12 protein-coding genes and 5 tRNA genes are annotated in these 20150 nt (G+C 37.0%); 7 read left to right on the forward strand and 10 right to left on the reverse strand.

Annotation, left to right across the window (positions count from 1 at the left end; translation table 11 throughout):
- The 3 genes from ACXR6G_RS12130 to ACXR6G_RS12140 form a co-directional block, all read left to right on the forward strand.
- The coding region (locus tag ACXR6G_RS12130) for a Calx-beta domain-containing protein (protein WP_458361705.1) at window positions 1–3530 on the forward strand (3530 nt) is incomplete at its 5' end.
- A 9-nt stretch (window positions 3531–3539) separates the two neighbouring features.
- Window positions 3540–4481 (forward strand): PorP/SprF family type IX secretion system membrane protein, encoded by a 942-nt coding sequence (locus ACXR6G_RS12135; RefSeq protein ID WP_458361706.1) that lies wholly within the window; start codon window positions 3540–3542, stop codon window positions 4479–4481.
- Between the two features lie 29 nt (window positions 4482–4510).
- Window positions 4511–6295, forward strand: a complete 1785-nt coding sequence (locus ACXR6G_RS12140) for a hypothetical protein (protein WP_458361707.1) — start codon at window positions 4511–4513, stop codon at window positions 6293–6295.
- A gap of 373 nt (window positions 6296–6668) precedes the next feature.
- Here ACXR6G_RS12140 and ACXR6G_RS12145 read toward each other — a convergent pair.
- The 5 genes from ACXR6G_RS12145 to ACXR6G_RS12165 all read right to left on the reverse strand — a co-directional run bounded on the left by ACXR6G_RS12145 (window position 6669) and on the right by ACXR6G_RS12165 (window position 7163).
- Window positions 6669–6753: transfer RNA gene (locus ACXR6G_RS12145), tRNA-Ser, on the reverse strand.
- 8 nt (window positions 6754–6761) lie between these two features.
- A tRNA-Gly gene (locus ACXR6G_RS12150) sits at window positions 6762–6834 on the reverse strand.
- Window positions 6835–6849: 15 nt separating this feature from the next.
- A tRNA-Tyr gene (locus tag ACXR6G_RS12155) sits at window positions 6850–6931 on the reverse strand.
- 20 nt (window positions 6932–6951) lie between these two features.
- Window positions 6952–7024 (reverse strand) — tRNA-Gly (locus ACXR6G_RS12160).
- 57 nt (window positions 7025–7081) lie between these two features.
- Window positions 7082–7163 (reverse strand) — tRNA-Tyr (locus tag ACXR6G_RS12165).
- A 357-nt stretch (window positions 7164–7520) separates the two neighbouring features.
- Between ACXR6G_RS12165 and ACXR6G_RS12170 the strand changes: the two genes are divergently transcribed.
- Window positions 7521–8789 carry a M28 family metallopeptidase gene (locus ACXR6G_RS12170; protein ID WP_458361708.1) on the forward strand — a complete coding sequence of 423 codons (1269 nt, stop codon included), beginning with the start codon at window positions 7521–7523 and terminating at the stop codon, window positions 8787–8789.
- A 73-nt stretch (window positions 8790–8862) separates the two neighbouring features.
- Here ACXR6G_RS12170 and ACXR6G_RS12175 read toward each other — a convergent pair whose 3' ends face one another.
- Window positions 8863–9246: an SRPBCC domain-containing protein gene (locus ACXR6G_RS12175; protein WP_458361709.1), complete on the reverse strand. Its 384-nt coding sequence runs from the start codon at window positions 9244–9246 to the stop codon at window positions 8863–8865.
- A 290-nt stretch (window positions 9247–9536) separates the two neighbouring features.
- Here ACXR6G_RS12175 and ACXR6G_RS12180 point away from each other — a divergent pair, with 290 nt between their 5' ends.
- The 3 genes from ACXR6G_RS12180 to ACXR6G_RS12190 are packed head-to-tail and all read left to right on the forward strand — an operon-like array spanning window position 9537 to window position 13448.
- Window positions 9537–10829, forward strand: coding sequence for a dihydrolipoamide acetyltransferase family protein (locus tag ACXR6G_RS12180; RefSeq protein ID WP_458361710.1), 1293 nt, complete (start codon window positions 9537–9539; stop codon window positions 10827–10829).
- A gap of 59 nt (window positions 10830–10888) precedes the next feature.
- Window positions 10889–12931 (forward strand): alpha-ketoacid dehydrogenase subunit alpha/beta, encoded by a 2043-nt coding sequence (locus ACXR6G_RS12185; protein WP_458361711.1) that lies wholly within the window; start codon window positions 10889–10891, stop codon window positions 12929–12931.
- Between the two features lie 10 nt (window positions 12932–12941).
- Window positions 12942–13448 (forward strand): flavodoxin, encoded by a 507-nt coding sequence (locus tag ACXR6G_RS12190; RefSeq protein ID WP_458361712.1) that lies wholly within the window; start codon window positions 12942–12944, stop codon window positions 13446–13448.
- 293 nt (window positions 13449–13741) lie between these two features.
- On the opposite strand, the gene ACXR6G_RS12195 is transcribed toward ACXR6G_RS12190, so the two are convergent.
- The 4 genes from ACXR6G_RS12195 to ACXR6G_RS12210 form a co-directional block, all read right to left on the reverse strand.
- Window positions 13742–15571, reverse strand: coding sequence for an ABC transporter ATP-binding protein (locus ACXR6G_RS12195; RefSeq protein WP_458361713.1), 1830 nt, complete (start codon window positions 15569–15571; stop codon window positions 13742–13744).
- Window positions 15572–15806: 235 nt separating this feature from the next.
- Complete coding sequence (purB, locus tag ACXR6G_RS12200; RefSeq protein ID WP_458361714.1) at window positions 15807–17144, reverse strand: adenylosuccinate lyase; 1338 nt, start codon at window positions 17142–17144, stop codon at window positions 15807–15809.
- A 449-nt stretch (window positions 17145–17593) separates the two neighbouring features.
- Window positions 17594–18061, reverse strand: a complete 468-nt coding sequence (locus ACXR6G_RS12205; protein WP_458361715.1) for an HAD family hydrolase — start codon at window positions 18059–18061, stop codon at window positions 17594–17596.
- Window positions 18062–18135: 74 nt separating this feature from the next.
- Window positions 18136–19857: a DUF3078 domain-containing protein gene (locus tag ACXR6G_RS12210; RefSeq protein WP_458361716.1), complete on the reverse strand. Its 1722-nt coding sequence runs from the start codon at window positions 19855–19857 to the stop codon at window positions 18136–18138.
- Between the last annotated feature and the right edge of the window lie 293 nt (window positions 19858–20150).

Raw genomic sequence — 20150 nt, forward strand, 5'->3', positions numbered from 1 at the left:
CATTCACCGTAGCAGTCATCGACGATGGCCTATTGGAAGCTAATACGGAAACCGTAATTGCCACAATAAGTAACCCAAGCAATGGTTCTGTCAGTATTAGCACAGCCAGTGCTACGGCAAACATCATTGATGATGATTCATCCTCTGTCACAATAAGTGATGCTACAATAGTTGAGGGTGGTAATTTGAGTTTTGATGTGAACTTAAATATGAATGTTCAGGGCGATGTTGTTGTTGTTGTGTTTTTTACCAATATCAGTACATCAGATAATGATTACGATGAACAGACTCAGCAAGTCACCTTCTCTGGTGGCACAGCAGGTATAGAGACGATTACATTAGGAACGACTGGTGATTTAACACTTGAGGCAGATGAGACCTTTACTGCAAGTTTATCATTGAATAGTGGTAACACGGCAATTACAATCGGTGATGCCGGATTAGGAACGATAATAGATAATGATACGGCAGCAGTCACAATAAGTGATGCTACGATCGTTGAAGGTGGTGATTTGAGTTTTGATGTGAGCTTAAATCAGAATGTTCAAGGCAATGTTGTTGTTCTTGTGTCCTTTACCAACATAAGTACATCTGATAATGATTTTACAAGCAGTGTTCAAACGATCACCTTTGTAAACGGAGATTCAGGAATCCAGACGGTAACGGTACCTACAACAGAAGATACCCAATTAGAATCGAGCGAGACCTTTACAGCGAATCTTTCATTGGGTTCAGATAATGTCAATTCAGCAGTTATTACAAGTGCTACCGGAATTGGAACCATTACCAATGATGACACAGCTGCCGTTACTATCGCTGATGCCTCTGGTAATGAAGATGAGGGGCCAATTATATTGACAGCGACATTGGATTTCGCTGTAGAGGGAGGCTTTGAAGTTGATGTGAATACTGGAGACGGAACCGCTACAACAAAAGGAAAAGATTACACGGAATTAAAAGATCAGACACTTATTTTCGCGGGTACAGAGGGGGAGACTCAAAATTTCAGTGTGATACCGACTTCCGATGCTATTCTGGAAGAAGATGAGACCCTAAATATCAATATGGACAATTTGTCGGCTACGATACTTGATGTTCAGATTACTGATCAGGCTAGCTTAACGATTCTAAATGATGATGGTGCCGCTAATGTCACCATCAGCGATGCTCAGGTAACAGAAGGTGGTGATTTGAGTTTTGATGTGACGCTTGATGAAAATGTGGAAGGTGATGTTGTAATCGATGTATTTTTTGTCAACATCAGTACCTCTGATAATGATTACAATGAAGCGAATCAGCAAGTTACTTTCTCAGGTGGAACTCCTGGGACTCAAACAATCACTTTAAGTACGAACGACGATTTAATTCTTGAAATTGATGAAACCTTTACTGCAAGCTTATCATTGAATAGTGGGAATCCGGAAGTTATAACAAGTGATACAGGAATTGGTACCATCATCGATGATGATGATGCAGCAGTCTTAATAAGTGATGCTACGATAATCGAGGGAGGTATTTTGAGTTTTGATTTGACTTTGGATAAGAATGTTCAGGGCGATGTTGTTGTTGATGTTAGTTTTACTCATGTGAGTACAGAGGCTACGGACTTTACTACTAGCACACAGCAATATATCTTTAGTGGCGGAACTGCAGGAACAACAACCATTACGGTTCCAACAAGTGAGGATACTCAGGTAGAACCAGATGAAACATTTACTGCCAACCTTGCCTTAGGTATAGGTAACATCAATTCAGAAGTTGTCACAAGTGATACTGGAATTGGAACTATTATTAATGATGATGAGTCAACTGTTGTTACAATTTTAGCAACTGATGACAATGGGCAAGAAGGGACGCCAGCCACGAATAATGCTGAGTTTACTGTTGCAATAAGTAAAGTTTCAGCTGTCGCAACTATTGTCATTTATTCTGTGAGTGGAACAGCAACTGAAGGAGTAGACTATACTGTATTGCCTGGAATCTTAAGTATTCCGGCAGGAAGTTTAAGTTCCACAATTAAAATAAATATTATCGATGATATCTTATTTGAAAGTTCAGAGACAGTTATTGTTACGCTTACAGAAATCTTTTCGAATGATTTGAATACGAATCTGGGAATGCCACTTGTAGCTACCGTATCAATTACTGATAATGATATTGATTGTTATGCAGGTGATGATGCTGATATATGTTCTTCTGATAATTCGTATGAGCTAAGTTCAGCAAGCCAAACCAATGCAAATAGCTTTGCATGGTCGACTGATGGTACAGGTACATTTACAGATTATGAAGTCTTAAATGCGATTTATCTCCCTAGTGATTCCGATCGGGATAATGGGCAAGTTCAATTAACATTAAATGTGTCAGGATCTAGTGGTACTTCTTCTTCTGCTATGCTACTTAAGATCTGGCCAGCTGCAAGTGTCGATGTAGGTGTGACAACAGTCATGATTAAGGCAGGAGAAAGCTATACGCTTTCAGGAGCTACGGCAGCAAATTATGCCGGTTTGATCTGGACAAGTACAGGAGGAAGCTTTGATGATGCTAATGCATTGAATCCAATATTTACGCCAACTACAGGCGATAATGTTACTCTTACCCTAAGGGCAATAGGTTTAGGGGGTGGGGTGTGTGCTGATGCTATCGACGAAATCCTAGTGTTGATAGATGGTGCTCCTATTGCTAGGGATGATCAGCTTGATGCCAGAGATAATGAGGAAACTGTTATTACAGTCCTTGATAATGATTCATATGTAGATGGTGATGTTTTGTCAGTAAGTATTCTAACTGATCCTGAATTTGGAGAAGTAATGGTGAATGAAGATGGAAGCCTGACTTATATTGCTGATTTGGGCACTTATTGCAATACCGATCAGTTTACCTATCAAATTTGCAATACTGATGGCTTGTGTGATGAAGCAGTAGTCAATATAGAAATTGGTGTGATGGACAGTGACGAGGATAGTATACCCGATGCAGTAGAATCTCTAATAGCTGATACCGATTCTGATTTTATTCCTGATCATCTTGATTTAGATAGTGATAATGATGGATTATCTGATGTAGAAGAAGCACAGGTTTCTGATCCATGTTCAGATCTTCCGATTGATACTGATAGTGATGGAATTCCTGATTTTAGAGATTTAGATAGTGACAATGACGGTTATTCTGACGAAGAGGAAGGTAATGATGATTGTGATGGGGATGGTGTTGCCGACTATATTGATGCTTTCGATGATTGTAGTGAACAGGTATCTACTCCCGAAGGGTTTTCTCCCAATGGCGATGGCGTAAATGAATTCTTAGTGTTCAGAGGAATTAAAGATTTTCCGAATTCAAAACTGATTGTTTTCAACAGATGGGGATCGATCATATATGAAGCAAAAGGTTACCAAAACAATTGGTATGGAATCCCAAAAAACAAAACGGCTATTGGATCCGATATCGTTCCTGAAGGGACTTATTATTATATTATTGATCTGGGGAACGGATCAAAACCAATTAAAGGATTCGTTTATATCAACTATTAATCAAAAGCTATGAACAAATCATTAAATATTATAAAATACGTTGTTTTACTTATGTTCCTTTTCTCTTGTGTAAAACAGGGGAAAGCACAACAGGATCCAATGTATACGCAATACATGCACAATCCTCTAACTGTTAACCCTGCTTATGCAGGGAGCAATGATATGATAAGTGCTATATTTTTGGCTCGTGAACAATGGGTCGGCTTTGATGGAGCTCCCAAGTCAAGAACCTTAACATTGAGTGCTCCAATTAGCAAATACAATATGGGTGCTGGTTTTGCATTCATAAACGATGAATTAGGACCTGTAAAACAGAATAGTTTTTTTGCTGATGTTGCTTATCACTTAAAGGTAAGTGATAGAGCTACCCTTGCAATGGGTATAAAAGGTGGTTTTGATATGATTCAAATTGATTTGATGAATCTGGATTTGGATCAGGGAAATGATGCGACTTTCACACAAAACTTCTCAGAGGAATTTATTATCAATTTTGGAGTAGGTATCTATTATTATACCGATCGATTTTATATTGGGGCCTCCATTCCCAGGATCTTGAGAAATAGTTACGATAATGATGGGATCAACACAAGCAGTTTGGGTTATAAGGAACGTCACTACTTTGGTACCATGGGAGCACTTTTTGAATTGAATGACTATGTTAAGCTGAAACCTTCCGCACTCGCAAAAGTTGTTTGGAATGCGCCCTTCTCAGTCGACCTGTCTGCCAATTTTATATTCTACGATCGGCTTTGGTTAGGTGCGGGATATCGTATTGAAGATTCTATGAACTTTCTAGTTCACTATCAATTAACTGATCAGATTAGGGTAGGCTATGCTTTTGACTTAACAGAATCAGAACTGCGACGTTACAGTAACGGAACCCATGAAATCATGGTGGCATTCGATTTCAAGTTCAACAATAAGAAAATAATGACCCCAAGATATTTCTAAGCCAATTGGGAACTATTAAAATAAAGAGCATGAAAAGGATTGAATGTATACTACTATTTATCGGAGTCCTATTGACCAGTACTTCGGTGGAAGCACAGGTGTCTGATCGGGCCAACAAGTATTTTGATTCCTTCGCTTATCAGGAGGCTATTGAATTGTATGAGGTTCTTTGGCAAAAAGATAGCTTGAATGAATTTGTTGCAAAACGACTGGCTGCTTCTTACAGATTGATTAATAATACTGAACAATCGGAGCGATGGTATGCTCGCGTTGTAGACATGTCAAGTTTAGAAAATGATGATTTCTTGCACTATGCGAGAGCTTTGCAAAGCAATAAGAAATACGTTCAAGCTCAAATATGGATGAATAGGTATTTGGAAATCGATTCAAAAGGCATACGAAATAATATTGATCTGGTTTATATTAAGGAATTGATGAAAGATTCGATTCGTTATAAAATACAAGCCATAAAGGCAAACTCAGAGGCATCCGACTTTGGGGTGAGTTTTTATAAAAATCAGCTTGTTTTTTCATCAGCCAGAGAGAAAAGAATGGAGAGTAAGAGAAACTGCAAATGGAACAATCAAAATTACCTTAGACTGTATGAAGCTAAAGTTGAGGCTGATGGGGAGTTGAATGACATCACTCCATTTTCAGATAAGTTGACAACCCATTATCATGATGGTCCCGTTTGTTTTAATGAGGAAGGTGATGAAATGTTCCTAACTCGAAATCATGTTTATAATTCAAAAAGGGCCAAAAGAAATCAGGAAGGAATCGTAAGTATTAAGCTTTACTATAGTAAAAAGGAAGCTGATAAATGGTCAGAACCAGAATTGCTCCCATTCAATATGGATGGCTACTCAACAGGGCACCCGGCATTATCCTTTGATGCTAAAAGCCTGTATTTTATTTCAGATCGACCGGGAGGTTATGGCGGTACTGATTTGTATGTCTGTCATCGTGACGAAACAGGATGGGGAGAAGCCGAAAATTTAGGTTCTCAGGTCAATACGTTTGAGAACGAGATGTTTCCTTTTATTACGGAAAGCCAAAACCTTTTTTTTGCCTCAAAAGGACATGCTGGGCTTGGTGGTCTGGACCTGTTTTCGATAGATTTAAATCAGAAAGATACGAAGCCATTCAATTTGGGATATCCTCTTAATACGTCGAAAGATGACTTTGGTTTGATTCTTAAGAATGGGAAGGGCTATTTTGCTTCGAATCGATTAAAAGGCGAAAGCTTTGACGATATTTATAAATTTTCAATCGAGTTTATATTGATTAAAGGACAGGTTTTTCATGAAATGACGAATGAGATTATGGGGAATACCCTTGTCACCTTAAATGATGAAAATGGTCACCCAATAGAAACGGTAACAACAGATGAAGATGGGAAATTTAAATTCTTTGTTCGGGGCGGACAAGTCTATCATATTATATCGGTAAAAGAAAACTATACCGATGGTGAAGCTATTATTATTGCGACCTCTGATCTAAAGGATAAAACAGAATACACAACTTTGGTCTATCAGACTACTGATAATACGATGATTCTGGAAGGATTGGTCGTCGTTAAAGAAGGACAAAATCCTATTGTGGGATTGATCGTTTCAGTGATTGATGAGCAAACAAAAGAAAGATTAGAATTAAAGAGCGATTGGCAGGGGAAGTTTTCATGTCAATTGAAGCGTGAAACCCTATATCGACTTGAATATCTAAAAGCCGGTTTTATGACGAAATATGATCTGATCAACACATATGACTTCTCAGGTAATAAAATTCATGTTCGTGAAGAGTTCGATCGCTTATAGGATGGCAAAACCTTTGTGTTGGAAAATATTTTCTACAATCTCGAATTATCTAAACGGAGAGCAATCTGCTGTAAGCTTTATAATTTTGAAAGGCGTCTCTCTATCGATTAAAGGCAAAAGGTTATGGGAATTCAGGTTAATTATAAATTGTTCCAATGGTGTGAAATGTAGCCTAGCGAACACCAGGCCAATCGCCGAACAGAAGTGGAGGTTTTGGAACTGTAATATTCCTTTTTTTTAATAATAGAGCCGTACATCAAATGTGCGACTCTTTTTGTATTTATCACTCCATCTTTAAATTTATCGGGATTAATTCCAAGAAAGTTTAGGGCATAAAAAAAGCATCAAAGTTTTGCAACTTTGATGCTTTAAGCGGAGAGAGAGGGATTCGAACCCCCGGTACGTTGCCGCACAATAGTTTTCAAGACTACCGCATTCGACCACTCTGCCATCTCTCCTTAAATTGAGCGGGAAACGAGACTCAAACTCGCGACCCTCAGCTTGGAAGGCTGATGCTCTATCAACTGAGCTATTCCCGCAGGAAAATATAATAGTGGGGAGAGCAGGATTCGAACCTACGAAGACGAAGTCAGCGGAGTTACAGTCCGCCCCAGTTGGCCACTTTGGTATCTCCCCAATATATTACAATAAAATTGAGCGGGAAACGAGACTCAAACTCGCGACCCTCAGCTTGGAAGGCTGATGCTCTATCAACTGAGCTATTCCCGCAGATCTTTAGCAATTCATCGATCGTTATCGAATAAATTTTGTTGCTTCAGAATGTTGTGGGAAGAGCAGGATTCGAACCTACGAAGACGAAGTCAGCGGAGTTACAGTCCGCCCCAGTTGGCCACTTTGGTATCTTCCCCAATTGCAATGTTTATTGGGTGATCGTTATCTCCCTATTGCGATGCAAATATAGATGCTTTCCCCGAATATACAAGCCTCCTGGATATATTTTTTCGAGAAAAAAGTATCAATTTTATGTAAGTGTTTGATTCCCTAGATACTATTTTAGAACTTTTTTTTGAAAAAAAACAAAATACATCTCTTTCCTTAATTGAACGGGCTTATTTCAGCCATTATTGATGAAATAATGAGTCATGTTTTTTTTCATTAATGATTATTTTTTTTTGTTCTGTTTATATAGCATCACAGGAATTGAAGGCTTATTCAAAATGAAAACTTACTTTAGCAGACATTGACCGACTAAAAAAACGATAATATGAATTACAAAAGACTTGTTTTGATCTTGGCTTTGAATTTGCTATCAGCAAGCTTATGGGCACAGGATATGAATTATTCTCGAAAAATAATTAAAGAACTTAGTTCTGATGCTTATTTTGGGCGAGGGTATATTAATAAAGGTGATAGTATCGCTGCAGTTTATTTATCTGCAGAGATGAAAAATCTTAAATTAAAGGGCTTTGAATCGAATTTTTATCAAGCTTACTCAACACCTATTAATACTTTTCCTGAAGATCCAATTTTAAAGCTTGGTGAAAATAAGCTAGAATCTGCTCAAGACTTTATTGTCTATCCTGATTCACCATCCTGTGAAGGGACTTTTGATATACTTTGGTTAAATACTGAGATTCTAACAAAGAGTAAGATTCGTAAAGCTTTTCTTAAAAAGGACTTATCTCAAACATTTTTGGCCATAGATTCGCTAGGCTTGAATAATAAAGAACTTTACAATTTTGCATCAGATCTTCTTACTGCTAATGTTTTTGGAGCAAAAGGTGTTCTATTGAGAAAGAATAAATTGAAATATACAGCTAGAACTTTCTTAAAGGAATTCCCAACCCTAATAGTAAAAAGTTCTAAGATTGATACGACAACCAGTGAAATTACAGTTAAAATAAAGAACCGATTTATCGAGAATTATAAAACTCAGAATCTATTGGGCTACATTCAAGGTAAGACGGATACCTGTCTTATTTATTGTGCTCACTATGATCATTTAGGCATGATGGGATCTAAAATGTATCCCGGAGCTAACGATAATGGAAGTGGTGTGGCTATGGTTTTGAATTTGGCCAAGCATTATAAGAAAGCTAAAAAGAAGCCACATTATACACAAGTGTTCCTTTTGTTTAGTGGAGAAGAGGCTGGTTTGTTAGGATCACAGCACTATGTGGAACACCCTTTGTTTCCTCTCGAAAAAACGAGAATGGTAATGAATTTTGATATGATTGGAACAGGAAGTCAGGGCATCTATATATTTAATGGAAAAGCATTCCCTAAAGAGTTGGCTCTATATGAGAAAATTAATAAGGACAAGGTGTATTTGACTAATATGAGAGGAACTCGACCTGTACCTTCGTCTGATCATGCGAGTTTTTATAATAAAGATGTAAAGGCTGTTTTCTTTTATGCTGATGGCGACAATGCCGACTATCATGAAACAACAGATACTTACGAGAATTTAAAAGTAAGCCAGTTTGAAGGCGTTTTTAAACTGGTTCGTGATTTCTCGGATCAATTAAAATGAAGATCTTAAATAGATATAATGAAAAAGCCGCAATCCATTAGATTGCGGCTTTTATATTTCTTATTATCGACCTCTAAGAGAACTCAAGAAAGTTTTGCATTGACTCAAGATAATAATCTTTCCAACCCTCAATTATTTCTTCATAGGCTTCATCAGGAATATTTGTGTGAGTTAGTTCTAGAGATGTATTCTTACCAACTTTCTTAAGCGTAAAGGTTACGATTGAAGCATGCTCTGTATCACCAAAGAACCATTCTTGAACCAATTTGTAATCTTTCACAACTTGAATATTACAACCCGAAATATCACCTTCCCATAAGGAGAAAACAGTTCCAACCTGATCGTCCATAGTAGCAGGATAACCTGTCCATAGTTCTATTTGGAAGGCGTTTGTCAGCGCATTAAATACCTCTTCTTGATTAGCTGATATCTCCAGAGTATAGTTGTAATCTTTCATGATGCTTCGTTTTATTTCTCTGCAAAAATAATTTGAATAATAGACTTCACTAATTATTTGAGCATATTTTTTAAAAATAGGCTTTAGAGTCTGATAATCACGCCTTTTTTCGCTAATAAATATTCACTAACTTGTGAAAAGTGAGCCCGTAAGTCGTTGATCCTTAATTATGATTTGATTTTTGTTATCTGGAGATAGCAGAAAAGTTAAAATTTAAGCAGTCTAAATAAAAATAAATAATATATTTGTTTCATTATTTATATTGATTCTAACTAATAATCAAAGAATATATGTCAAGTTTTGAAATTCTAATGCCCAAGTTGGGAGAGAGTGTTCAGGAGGCAACCATCACCAAAATGTTTGTAAATCTTAATGATGTCATTGAAGAGGATGATATGCTTTTTGAGATTGCAACCGATAAGGTGGACTCTGAAATACCTTCTCCTGTATCTGGTAAAGTTATTGAGATTCGCTTCAAAGAGGATGATGTTGTACCCGTGGGAGAGGTTGTTGCCATTATTAATATGAGCGAGGATGCTGCGGATGCTGAACCCGGATCTCAAGTTATAGAAGAAGTAGCTGTTGAAGTTAATGAAGTGAAAGTTCTGAATGAAGTCGCTGAAATCAAATCTGATTCAGATCGTTTTTATTCTCCTTTAGTTAAGGCCATTGCTGAAAAGGAAAATATTTCGCAAGCAGAGTTAGATGCTATTGTGGGGCATGGTAAAGGTGGACGTGTTCAGAAAGAAGATATCTTAAAGTTTGTTGTAGAAAGACAAACTCCAGCAGTTGGTTCTGTTGCTCCAGCTAAGGAGGTCGCAATAAAAGCTGCTGTTACGCCTCAAAAAGCAAAGGTTTCGATGTCAGTAGGTGCAAACGACCAGATTATTGAAATGGATCGTATGCGTCGAATTATTGCTGATCATATGGTGATGTCTAAACAAACTTCACCTCACGTTACGGCAATGGTTGAGGCTGATGTAACTGATATGGTTAATTGGAGAAATAAGATTAAAGATGAGTTCTTCGCTAAAGAGAAAACGAAGATCACCTTTATGCCAATTATTATCGAAGCCGTTTCAAAAGCATTACGTGATTTTCCAATGGTCAATTCATCGGTTGATGATTATAAGATTATTGTGAAAAAAGATATAAATATAGGTGTAGCTGTTGCTCTACCTTCAGGTAATTTGATAGTACCTGTTATAAGGAATGCTGATCAGAAAAATCTTTTAGGTATAACTGTTGGTATGAATACTTTGGCTGATAAAGCTAGAAATAACAAATTAGATGCTGACGATATTCAAGGTGGTACATTCACCATTTCCAATTTCGGATCGTTTAAAAATGTAATGGGAACACCAATTATTAATCAACCTCAGGTTGCAATTCTTGCAGTGGGAACTATTGAAAAGAAACCTGCCGTAATAGAAACAGAATTTGGTGATATTATTGTTCCACGTCAGAAAATGTTCTTATCACTATCCTATGATCACCGTGTGGTTGATGGGGCTTTGGGTGGCGCTTTCCTTAGAAAGATTGCCGATTATCTTGAGGAATTTGATGTGAGTAGAAGCGTTTAATTGCTTTTGATTAGAGAATCATTTAAGGACAGATTACTAATTTATTAATGACTATTACAATGACAATTAAGAAAAAATATAGCATACAAGAGACACCTAAAAAGCTACTTGCTGAGTGGTTTGATTTAATGACTTTAGGTAGAGCTCTTGATGAGAAAGCGCCAAATTATTTGAAACAAGCTATTGGCTGGTCTTACCATGCGCCTTATGCAGGTCATGATGGTATTCAGTTGGCTATTGGACAAGTTTTCGATAGGAAAACAGATCACTTATTTCCTTACTACCGTGATATGTTGACTTCGTTATCAGCAGGTTTAACGGCTGAAGAGGTTATTTTAAATGGTATTTCTAAAGATAATGATGTTGCTGGTGGTGGTCGACATATGTCAAATCACTTTGCCAAGCCAGAATGGAATGTTCACAATGTATCTTCGTGTACAGGTAATCATACTTTACATGCTGTGGGTATTGCTCGAGCGGTAAAGCATTATAAAGGTAAAGGTGTTGCTATTAGTTCTCAAGGCGAGTCTTCAGTTTCTGAAGGATACGTTTATGAGGCGATTAATGGTGCTTCAAAAGAACAACTTCCAGTCATCTTTGTATTTCAGGATAATGGATATGGTATCTCTGTTCCTAAAAAGGATCAAACTGCTAATCGTAAGGTTGCGGATAACTTTAAGGGACTAAAATATTTGAAGATTTTCCATTGTAATGGTAAGGATGTATTCGATTCGATGAATACCATGACTGAAGCGAAAGCTTATGCTACCGAAAATCTGATGCCAGCTATCGTTCAAGCGAATTGTGTTCGTATGGGGTCTCACTCAAATTCAGATAAGCATGAATTGTATCGTGACAATGCTGAGTTGAGCTACGTAGAGAAATACGATCCATTGGCTAAATTCCGTCGTTTATTGATTCGCTACAAGCGTTTTACTGAGGAGGAATTAGTAGCGATTGAAGCTGATGTAAAACTTCAAGTTAAGAAAGCACACCGTGCAGGTTTAGCTGCTCCAAATCCAGATCCTAATTCGATTCACGATTTTGTAATTCCGGATGCTTATCCTGCAGAGAAATACCCAGAAGGACTTCATAACGAAACAGGGCAGCCTAAGAAATTAATCGAAGGATTGAATGAAACGCTTAAGGCTGAGTTCCGTCATAATCCAGATACTTTTATTTGGGGACAGGATATCGCCAATAAGGATAAGGGTGGTATTTTCAATGTTTCGAAAGGGATGCAGCAAGAGTTTGGTATTGAGCGTGTATTTAATGCCCCTATTGCCGAAGACTTCATCATGGGTACTGCCAATGGTATGAGTCGTTTTAACGATAAGATTCGTATCGTTGTTGAAGGTGCTGAGTTTGCCGATTATTTCTGGCCAGCTATGGAGCAGTTTGTTGAAACAACACATGAATACTGGCGTACAAAAGGTCAGTTTTCACCAAATATTACCGTTCGATTAGCTTCTGGTGGTTATATTGGTGGTGGTTTGTATCACTCTCAAAATATTGAAGGTGCTTTGGCAACTTTCCCAGGAGTTCGTATCGTTTATCCTTCTTATGCTGATGATGCTGCAGGTTTGCTTCGTACCAGTATTCGTTCGAAAGGTATGACTGTATTTATGGAGCCAAAAGCTTTATATAACGATCCTAAAGCAGCAGCTGTAGTGCCAGACGATTTTGAGGTGCCATTTGGAAAGGCTCGTGTTCGTCGCGAAGGCTCTGATTTGACTATTGTGACCTATGGTAATACAACGCATATGTGTGTTGAGGTGGCTGACCAAATTGCTAAGGAATTAGGCAAAAATGTTGAGGTGATTGATCTCCGAACTATTGTGCCTTTAGATAAGGAGACCATTATTAAATCGGTTGCTAAGACCAATAAGGTTTTGGTTGTGCATGAGGATAAGGTCTTCGCTGGATTCGGTGGTGAAATTGCTGCGACTATCACAGAGGAAGCTTTTAAACATTTGGATGCTCCGGTAAGACGTGTTGGATCAACCTTTACTCCAGTTGGATTTAATCGAATTTTGGAAAAAGCAACTCTTCCAAACACAGAGAAGATTTATACTGCAGCTAAAGATTTGTTAGACTACTAAAATTAAGATGATGACTAAAATTGGATTAATATACAGCTTCAATACCATTAAGACTTCGAAGAACGCTGAGAAGGTGAAAAAAGCTTTCGGTAAGGATTTCGATATTGAAATGGTGAATGTTGAGGAAATAGACGAAGAATCATTCTTGAGCCATAAGAATATGGTGCTAGGTGTTCCAACCTGGTTCGATGGTGAATTACCAAACTACTGGGATGAGTTTATGCCAGCTATTGAACAACTGAAACTAAAAGGAAAGAAAGTAGCTCTTTTCGGATTAGGTGATCAAGTGGGATATTCTGAAAATTTTGTTGATGGCATTGGTTTATTGGGTAAAGCACTAGAAGAAAGAGGCGCTAAGGTGATTGGTTTAACCAGTCCAGAAGGCTACACTTTTGAGCGTTCAGAGGCTTTGCGTGATGGCAAATTCTTAGGTTTGGCTTTGGATATTGAGAACCAAGCTGCTTTAACTGATGAGCGTATTAAGGCTTGGGTAGAGCAATTGAAGACGGAATTCTAAGCTTTTCGATTTTTTCTATAGAGAGAATTAAGCCCAACGGGCTTTAATTTTAATAGCCCGGGGTAAAGTCATGGATTGACTGCAGCCTCGGGTTATTAGCATCATGACAATCCGTCGTAAATCTAGTCGTTAATAAAAGAACATGGATTCTTCACGACGGAATATATTTATTTGTATTAAAGTTTAGGTCGATTAATCGAAGATGGAATTCTAAGCTTTCAAGTTTGTCCTAAACAAAAAAAAGATGACCCAATTAAGAATCATCTTTCTATCACAATATTTTTATTCAGAGCTTATAATATCTGCATATCATACAGTTTTTTGTAGGTGCCATTTTTTTCTATTAACTCTTTATGCTGGCCGCGTTCTACAATCTCACCTTCGTGGAAAACACAAATCAAGTCTGAATTTTTAATGGTTGATAAGCGGTGAGCAATCACAAGTGAGGTTCTATTTTGAAGTAATTTCTCCAAAGCATCCTGAACCAAACGTTCTGATTCAGTATCGAGCGCTGAGGTTGCTTCGTCTAGGATTAGAATCTCAGGATTCTTGAGTACAGCTCGTGCAATACTCAATCTTTGACGCTGACCTCCAGAAAGCTTACCACCACGATCACCGATATTGGTGTAATATCCATCTTCAGTAGCTGATATAAAGTCATGAGCATTGGCAATTTTGGCTGCAGCTTCAACCTCTTCCAATGTGGCATTTTCTACACCAAAGGCAATATTATTGAATATAGTATCATTAAATAGAATTGATTCTTGATTCACATTTCCCATGAGCTGGCGTAAATCGCTAATTTTGTAATCGCGAATATCTTCACCATCAATAAAAATACCACCAGAATTGACGTCGTAGAAACGGGGTAATAAATCTGCAAATGTTGTTTTTCCTGAACCTGATTGTCCTACCAAGGCAACCGTTTTTCCTTTTGGAATGCTGACGCTCACATTTTTTAGCACATCACGTTCACCATCGTATGAGAAACTAACATTCTTATATTCGATGCTGCTTCCGAAATCTGAGATCTCTTTCGCATTTTCTTTATTGATTATTGTCGATTCTGCATTAAGTAATTGATCGATACGATCCATTGCTGCTAATCCTTTTTGTATGCTATATGCGGCTTTCGAGAAAGCTTTTGCAGGATTTATAATAGAATAAAACATACCTAAGTACATGATGAAAGTAGATCCACTTAAACTTCCAGTGCCATTAATAATAAGTATACCTCCATAGCACATAATAACCAGCATGACTATTGAACCCAAAAGCTCACTTACAGGATGAGCTAAGACATATCGACGCATAATGCTGTTCATGATTCGGCGGTAAGAGTTACTTTCTTCAGCAAATCGAGTGTTCATCTTTTCCTCGGCATTAAAAGCCTTAATAATTCTCAAACCCGATAAACTTTCTTCGATAGTTGATAAAATATCACCCATCTTATTTTGTCCATCCCGAGATGATTTCTTTAAACTTTTACCTGTTTTTCCAATAATATAACCAGCAATGGGCAACATGACGAAAACAAAAAGTGTAAGCTTTAGACTAATGATTAGCAGACCTGTTAGGTATACTACAATAATAACAGGATTCTTAAAATACATATCTACCGAACTCATAATTGAGGTTTCAACCTCCTGCACATCGCCGGTAGACCGTGCTATTATATCGCCTTTCTTTTCTTTAGAGAAAAAAGGAAGAGGTAAGCTGACAATTTTTGCATATATTTTCTGACGCATATCGCGTACAACACCGTTTCGAATATTAACACTATGATAGGATCCTAAGAAGGCGAATGTAACTTTTAAGAAAATCAGACTTAGTGCAAGTGCAGCTATAAAGAATAGTGAATATTCTGCTCCATATTCTGATTTTACAAAGGCAATGTAATAGTTGAAATTATGCATGACAGCCTCTGTGGAGAAAGCCCATGGCATTTTTTCTAAAACAGCCAATCCTTCATTTTTATTAAAAAATGTATCTAAAATTGGAACCATTGCACCAAATGAGAAAACACCAAAAATGGCTCCCAACAGGTTATAGATAAACATCATGATAAGGTCGCCCTTATATGGTGGTAAAAATCGTTTTAGAATATTAAGGAAATCTTTCATTTAAACCTTTATGTTATTGCTGATATGCCATGGCAATCTCAGATGAATTGAATAAGCTTTCTAAGCTTTTTAGAACTTACGGAAAACAAAATAGCTGGTAAAAATACGATTCTTACCAGCTATTCGCAAAGATTTAACAATATTTAGTGAGAGTTGTAAAAAGGAGAGAGGTTTAAAATTAAAAGGCCGCAGAAGTTATTCTCCTGCGGCCTTTCAATATAATATGTGGTTGAGACTAAATTCCAGTATAGTTACTTGGAGTAATAGTTTTCAATTCAGCTTTAAGGCTGTCTGAAATCTCAAGTGTATCGATAAACTCAGCAATACTGCTTTGAGTAACTGATGTGTTTGTACGGGTTAAAGCTTTCAATGCCTCGTATGGGTTTGGATAAGCTTCTCTACGCAAAATAGTCTGAATTGCTTCTGCAACTACTGCCCAGTTTGCTTCCAAATCAGCAGCGAATGTATCAGGAGAAAGAATCAATTTATCTAAACCTTTTAATACCGATTTAAAGGCAATGATTGAGTGAGCAAAAGGAACACCAATATTTCTCAATACAGTTGAATCTGTAAGGTCACGCTGTAAACGAGAGATAGGTAATTTTGCTGATAAATGCTCGTAAGTTGCGTTAGCCAATCCCAGGTTACCTTCCGAGTTTTCGAAATCGATAGGGTTCACTTTATGAGGCATAGCTGAAGAACCAACTTCTCCTTCTTTAATTCTCTGCTTGAAGTAATTCATGGAAATATAAGTCCAGAAATCACGGTTCATATCAATTAAGATGGTATTGATGCGCTTGAAATTATCGAAGATCGCACCCATATTATCGTAGTTCGAAATTTGAGTTGTGTATTCTTCACGCTCCAATTTCAACGACTCGTTTACGAATTTGTTACCGAAAGCTTTCCAATCAATTTGTGGGTAAGCCACATGATGCGCATTGAAATTACCTGTAGCACCACCAAACTTAGCAGAACAAGGAACTGATTTTAATAGGTCTAATTGTTTTTTTAGACGGTACACATAAACCTGAACCTCTTTACCCAAACGAGTAGGTGATGCTGGTTGACCGTGTGTACGAGCAAGAAGAGCAATATCTTTCCAGTCGTTTGATAAGCTTTCAAGCTTCTCGATCAATTCATCTAAAAGAGGGTAATACACATCGTGTACCGCATCTCTTATAGAGTATGGAGTCGCTGTATTGTTGATATCCTGAGAAGTCAAACCGAAGTGGATGAATTCTTTATATTGTTGTAAGTTAAGAGCGTCGAATTTTTCTTTGATGAAGTATTCAACTGCTTTTACATCGTGATTGGTTACAGCCTCAATGTCTTTAACTTTCTGTGCATCTTCAACAGTAAAGTCTAAATATATACTGCGTAGTTCATCAAAATTGTTGGTGTCGAAATCGGCCAACTGAGGTAGTGGATGCTCGCAAAGCGAAATGAAATACTCGATCTCTACCAATACTCGGTAACGAATAAGCGCATACTCCGAAAAATACTCTCCCAATACGTCAACCTTATCACGGTAACGTCCATCGATAGGCGAAATAGCTGTTAAACTGTGCATTCTATAAATATTAAGTTGTAAAATGATTATTTAGTTTTGCAAAGATACAATATTAAGTGAATGAGCGTAAATGAAATTTTATGAATCTCAGCGAATGTTTCATTTTATTATTCTCCTTTTTTCGAGGAGTCCGATGGATCACGAATACTTTTAATTTAAATTTTAACGTGAGTAAATGTCCGAAGGACAGAGCGGTGTTTTTCGCTCTAGCCGCTGGGCTCTTACTTTTTACTTAAATCAAAAAAAATAAGCTCCCCGAGGGCATATGAGCAACTTTGTGATCTTAATTAGCGAATCAAAAATCAAGTCAGACTGATCCTTGTTTTCTCTTTGTGGATAAAACTGTTGCACGACTCACGATAGACTGACAAGCCCCGCTCAAATCTTAATATTATTTATACGATGAATATGTAAATAAAAAAGACACCCCTCAGGATGTCTTTAAATTTTTATCGTTTCATTGTGGCAATAAACGTGTTGGAATCTAAGAAGAAATCCAGCGCATCGTTAATCGATGGCATTATCACATCAACATGGTCGATAATATCTTTGTGAATACCTTCTCCCTGAAGGGTTGCAATAGAAATCACAGATTTAACAAACAATCCGATATCGGTACGTGCATTACCAATAGCAGCTACATTATTACTACCCAATGAAATAAGAACATCTTCTTTTTCGCGACCATTGGCAGCTTCATAGTAAGTGATTCCACTTGATTGAGCAAGGGCACGTGCATTGCCACGTTGGTCAGATGAAATCATCACAACATTAACACCCATCGCTTGTATTTTATGTATTCTCTCAACAACACCAGGAACAATTTCTCCTTTTACAGAGATAGTTCCATTTGAGTCAACAACCAATGTGTCGATCTCAATAATTCCTACTCCAGGAACGTCGTAAATCATACTCATAATCTGAACTTATTAGTTTATAATTCTATATTTTATAATCTTGGGTTGAGTTTAGTGGTGAACTCATTTATTTTTTAAAATTGATATCTAACTCCGACAGCCAAATTCTCCTTAAACTGAACTTTTGACCCCGTATCATTATCAGAAATGAGATAAGTTGAAATGGTTGTGGTTAGGTATTGATTGACGGGTAGGTTCAGAATAAACTGCCAATCCACATCAATGTTTTTAGGCGTATTGGAATAGGAAGAATAGAATTCTAACTTGTTTTCCATACTAATATCTTTGGTGATTTTCCATTTGTGCAAAAGCTTCACATAGGCACCGACCTCTTTTTTAACTTTCTTATCGGCATCGATACCAAAGGCCGTTTGGTCTATATTAGCTGTATCGCTTACGATGGTGTATTTAGCCGTAAAGGGTGAAAGTAGAATAGAGAAATCTTTCTTAGGCTTATAATCTAAACCGATAGATCCAAGTATATAAGCTGGTGCAAAAAAGTTTGAGATAAGCTTTCGACTTTCATCGGCAGAATATTTGTAACCACTCACAAACTGAGTTTTCAGGTTAAACATGGATGTGTAATACCATTTCCCGAAAGCCAATTGGCCAAATTTGGTATTGAGTTCTAACTTATCCTGATTTTTTCTGAAATCATTGTCACCCGATTTTAAAAGACCATATTGAAGATCAATAATCGTTTCCCAAGTGGTTTTGTTTTTTTGATATTTAGCAAAAGATTTAACACCGGCTAAGGCAGATATAGAACTTTCTCCACCTTCAGCCCAACTTTTACTCACATGGCCTTGGTTGAAGTCTAATTTGACGATGGTTCCAAACTTCCAGATATCCACATAACGGCTGTATTTTTTTAGCTTTGCTAGCTTGAATCCATCAGGTGATATTCTTTCTTTTAAGAGAACTTTCGCCCCTTTTCTTTTGGCGTTTTTAACGGATTCTTGAGAAACATCATCATCGTAAAAAATACGGATACTTTTACTTGGTGTATTTTGAATCCAAACACCGATAGAATCTTGTTTGTTCTTTTTTAGCCAGAAGCGTTTGAAATCGGTTTTGCCATTATTGATCCAAAAGTCAATGGAATCGTTCATAGCATTCTTAACAGCAAATGAAACCGAATCGCGACTGATTTCTCTTATCCACTGATGTACCGCATCATGTTCGATATAATCAAATAGGTCAGTATATTTTCTTGCATCATCTTCCAGGTCGAATTTGTCCTCTTTCGAAAGGCTATCAATTTGAGAGATCTTCTGATTTTCTTGTTTAATTTTTTTTGATAATTCTCTCAAAGCATCTTCGGTCTGTCGCTGCTCTATATAGGATTTTAGGTAACTTACCATATTCCTGATGCTGTCATTCTTTACGTAATCGAGTAGGGTATTTACAGCTTTATCTACTTTTTTATCTTTTTTACTTTTAGCCTCAATTTCAAGTTCAGTAAGCAAATATTTGAAGCCTATATTATCAATATGTGCTAAGGGATCATTAAAGTTTATGCTTTTTATTGAAAAATCGAAATAGCGATTCAGAGCTGATTGATTGTGAGCAATTCTATAATATGATTTTGGAAATTTTGTCGCTTTAATTTGAATAGAATCCCTCACGATTATCCTGACAGGTGTTACTGGCGTAATATTGTAAGTTCCCAGATTTTGAAGGTCTATATTCAGTGAGTCTTTAACTTGGTGGAAGATAGATTCAGCCTTACATTCCGATGGAAATAGGAAGCCTAATTGAATGAATAAAAGTATGAGGAATAGTTTACGATACATTCTAATGATTTTGTCTTTTAGTTGTGTATAAGTTGTAAGCGATAATTTACCATTAAGATCAGAAAATTTCAGATCTAATTTTAATTACCTAAGGAACAAAAATGAGAATAAATTTCATTAAAAAAAGCAAAAAGCCAGTATAAATAACTTCAATCGTTTGCGAAAAATAGCGTCTGTTCTTTTTTTAGAATTTAAAAAAACTTATTTTTGGAGTAATGGTAAAAATTGAGACTATGAAAATACATATTCGACTTTCGAAACCTACACAGAACATCTTCCTTAATATCAAGAAC

Source organism: Ancylomarina sp. YFZ004 (assembly GCF_054254355.1).

Coding starts and splice junctions, on each gene's coding strand:
- ACXR6G_RS12195 (WP_458361713.1), bottom strand. CDS start 15,571: ATGAAAGATTTCCTTAATATTCTAAAACGATTTTTACCACCATATAAG.
- purB (WP_458361714.1), bottom strand. CDS start 17,144: ATGCACAGTTTAACAGCTATTTCGCCTATCGATGGACGTTACCGTGAT.
- ACXR6G_RS12140 (WP_458361707.1), top strand. CDS start 4,511: ATGAAAAGGATTGAATGTATACTACTATTTATCGGAGTCCTATTGACC.
- ACXR6G_RS12135 (WP_458361706.1), top strand. CDS start 3,540: ATGAACAAATCATTAAATATTATAAAATACGTTGTTTTACTTATGTTC.
- ACXR6G_RS12180 (WP_458361710.1), top strand. CDS start 9,537: ATGTCAAGTTTTGAAATTCTAATGCCCAAGTTGGGAGAGAGTGTTCAG.
- ACXR6G_RS12185 (WP_458361711.1), top strand. CDS start 10,889: ATGACAATTAAGAAAAAATATAGCATACAAGAGACACCTAAAAAGCTA.
- ACXR6G_RS12170 (WP_458361708.1), top strand. CDS start 7,521: ATGAATTACAAAAGACTTGTTTTGATCTTGGCTTTGAATTTGCTATCA.
- ACXR6G_RS12210 (WP_458361716.1), bottom strand. CDS start 19,857: ATGTATCGTAAACTATTCCTCATACTTTTATTCATTCAATTAGGCTTC.
- ACXR6G_RS12205 (WP_458361715.1), bottom strand. CDS start 18,061: ATGAGTATGATTTACGACGTTCCTGGAGTAGGAATTATTGAGATCGAC.
- ACXR6G_RS12175 (WP_458361709.1), bottom strand. CDS start 9,246: ATGAAAGATTACAACTATACTCTGGAGATATCAGCTAATCAAGAAGAG.
- ACXR6G_RS12190 (WP_458361712.1), top strand. CDS start 12,942: ATGACTAAAATTGGATTAATATACAGCTTCAATACCATTAAGACTTCG.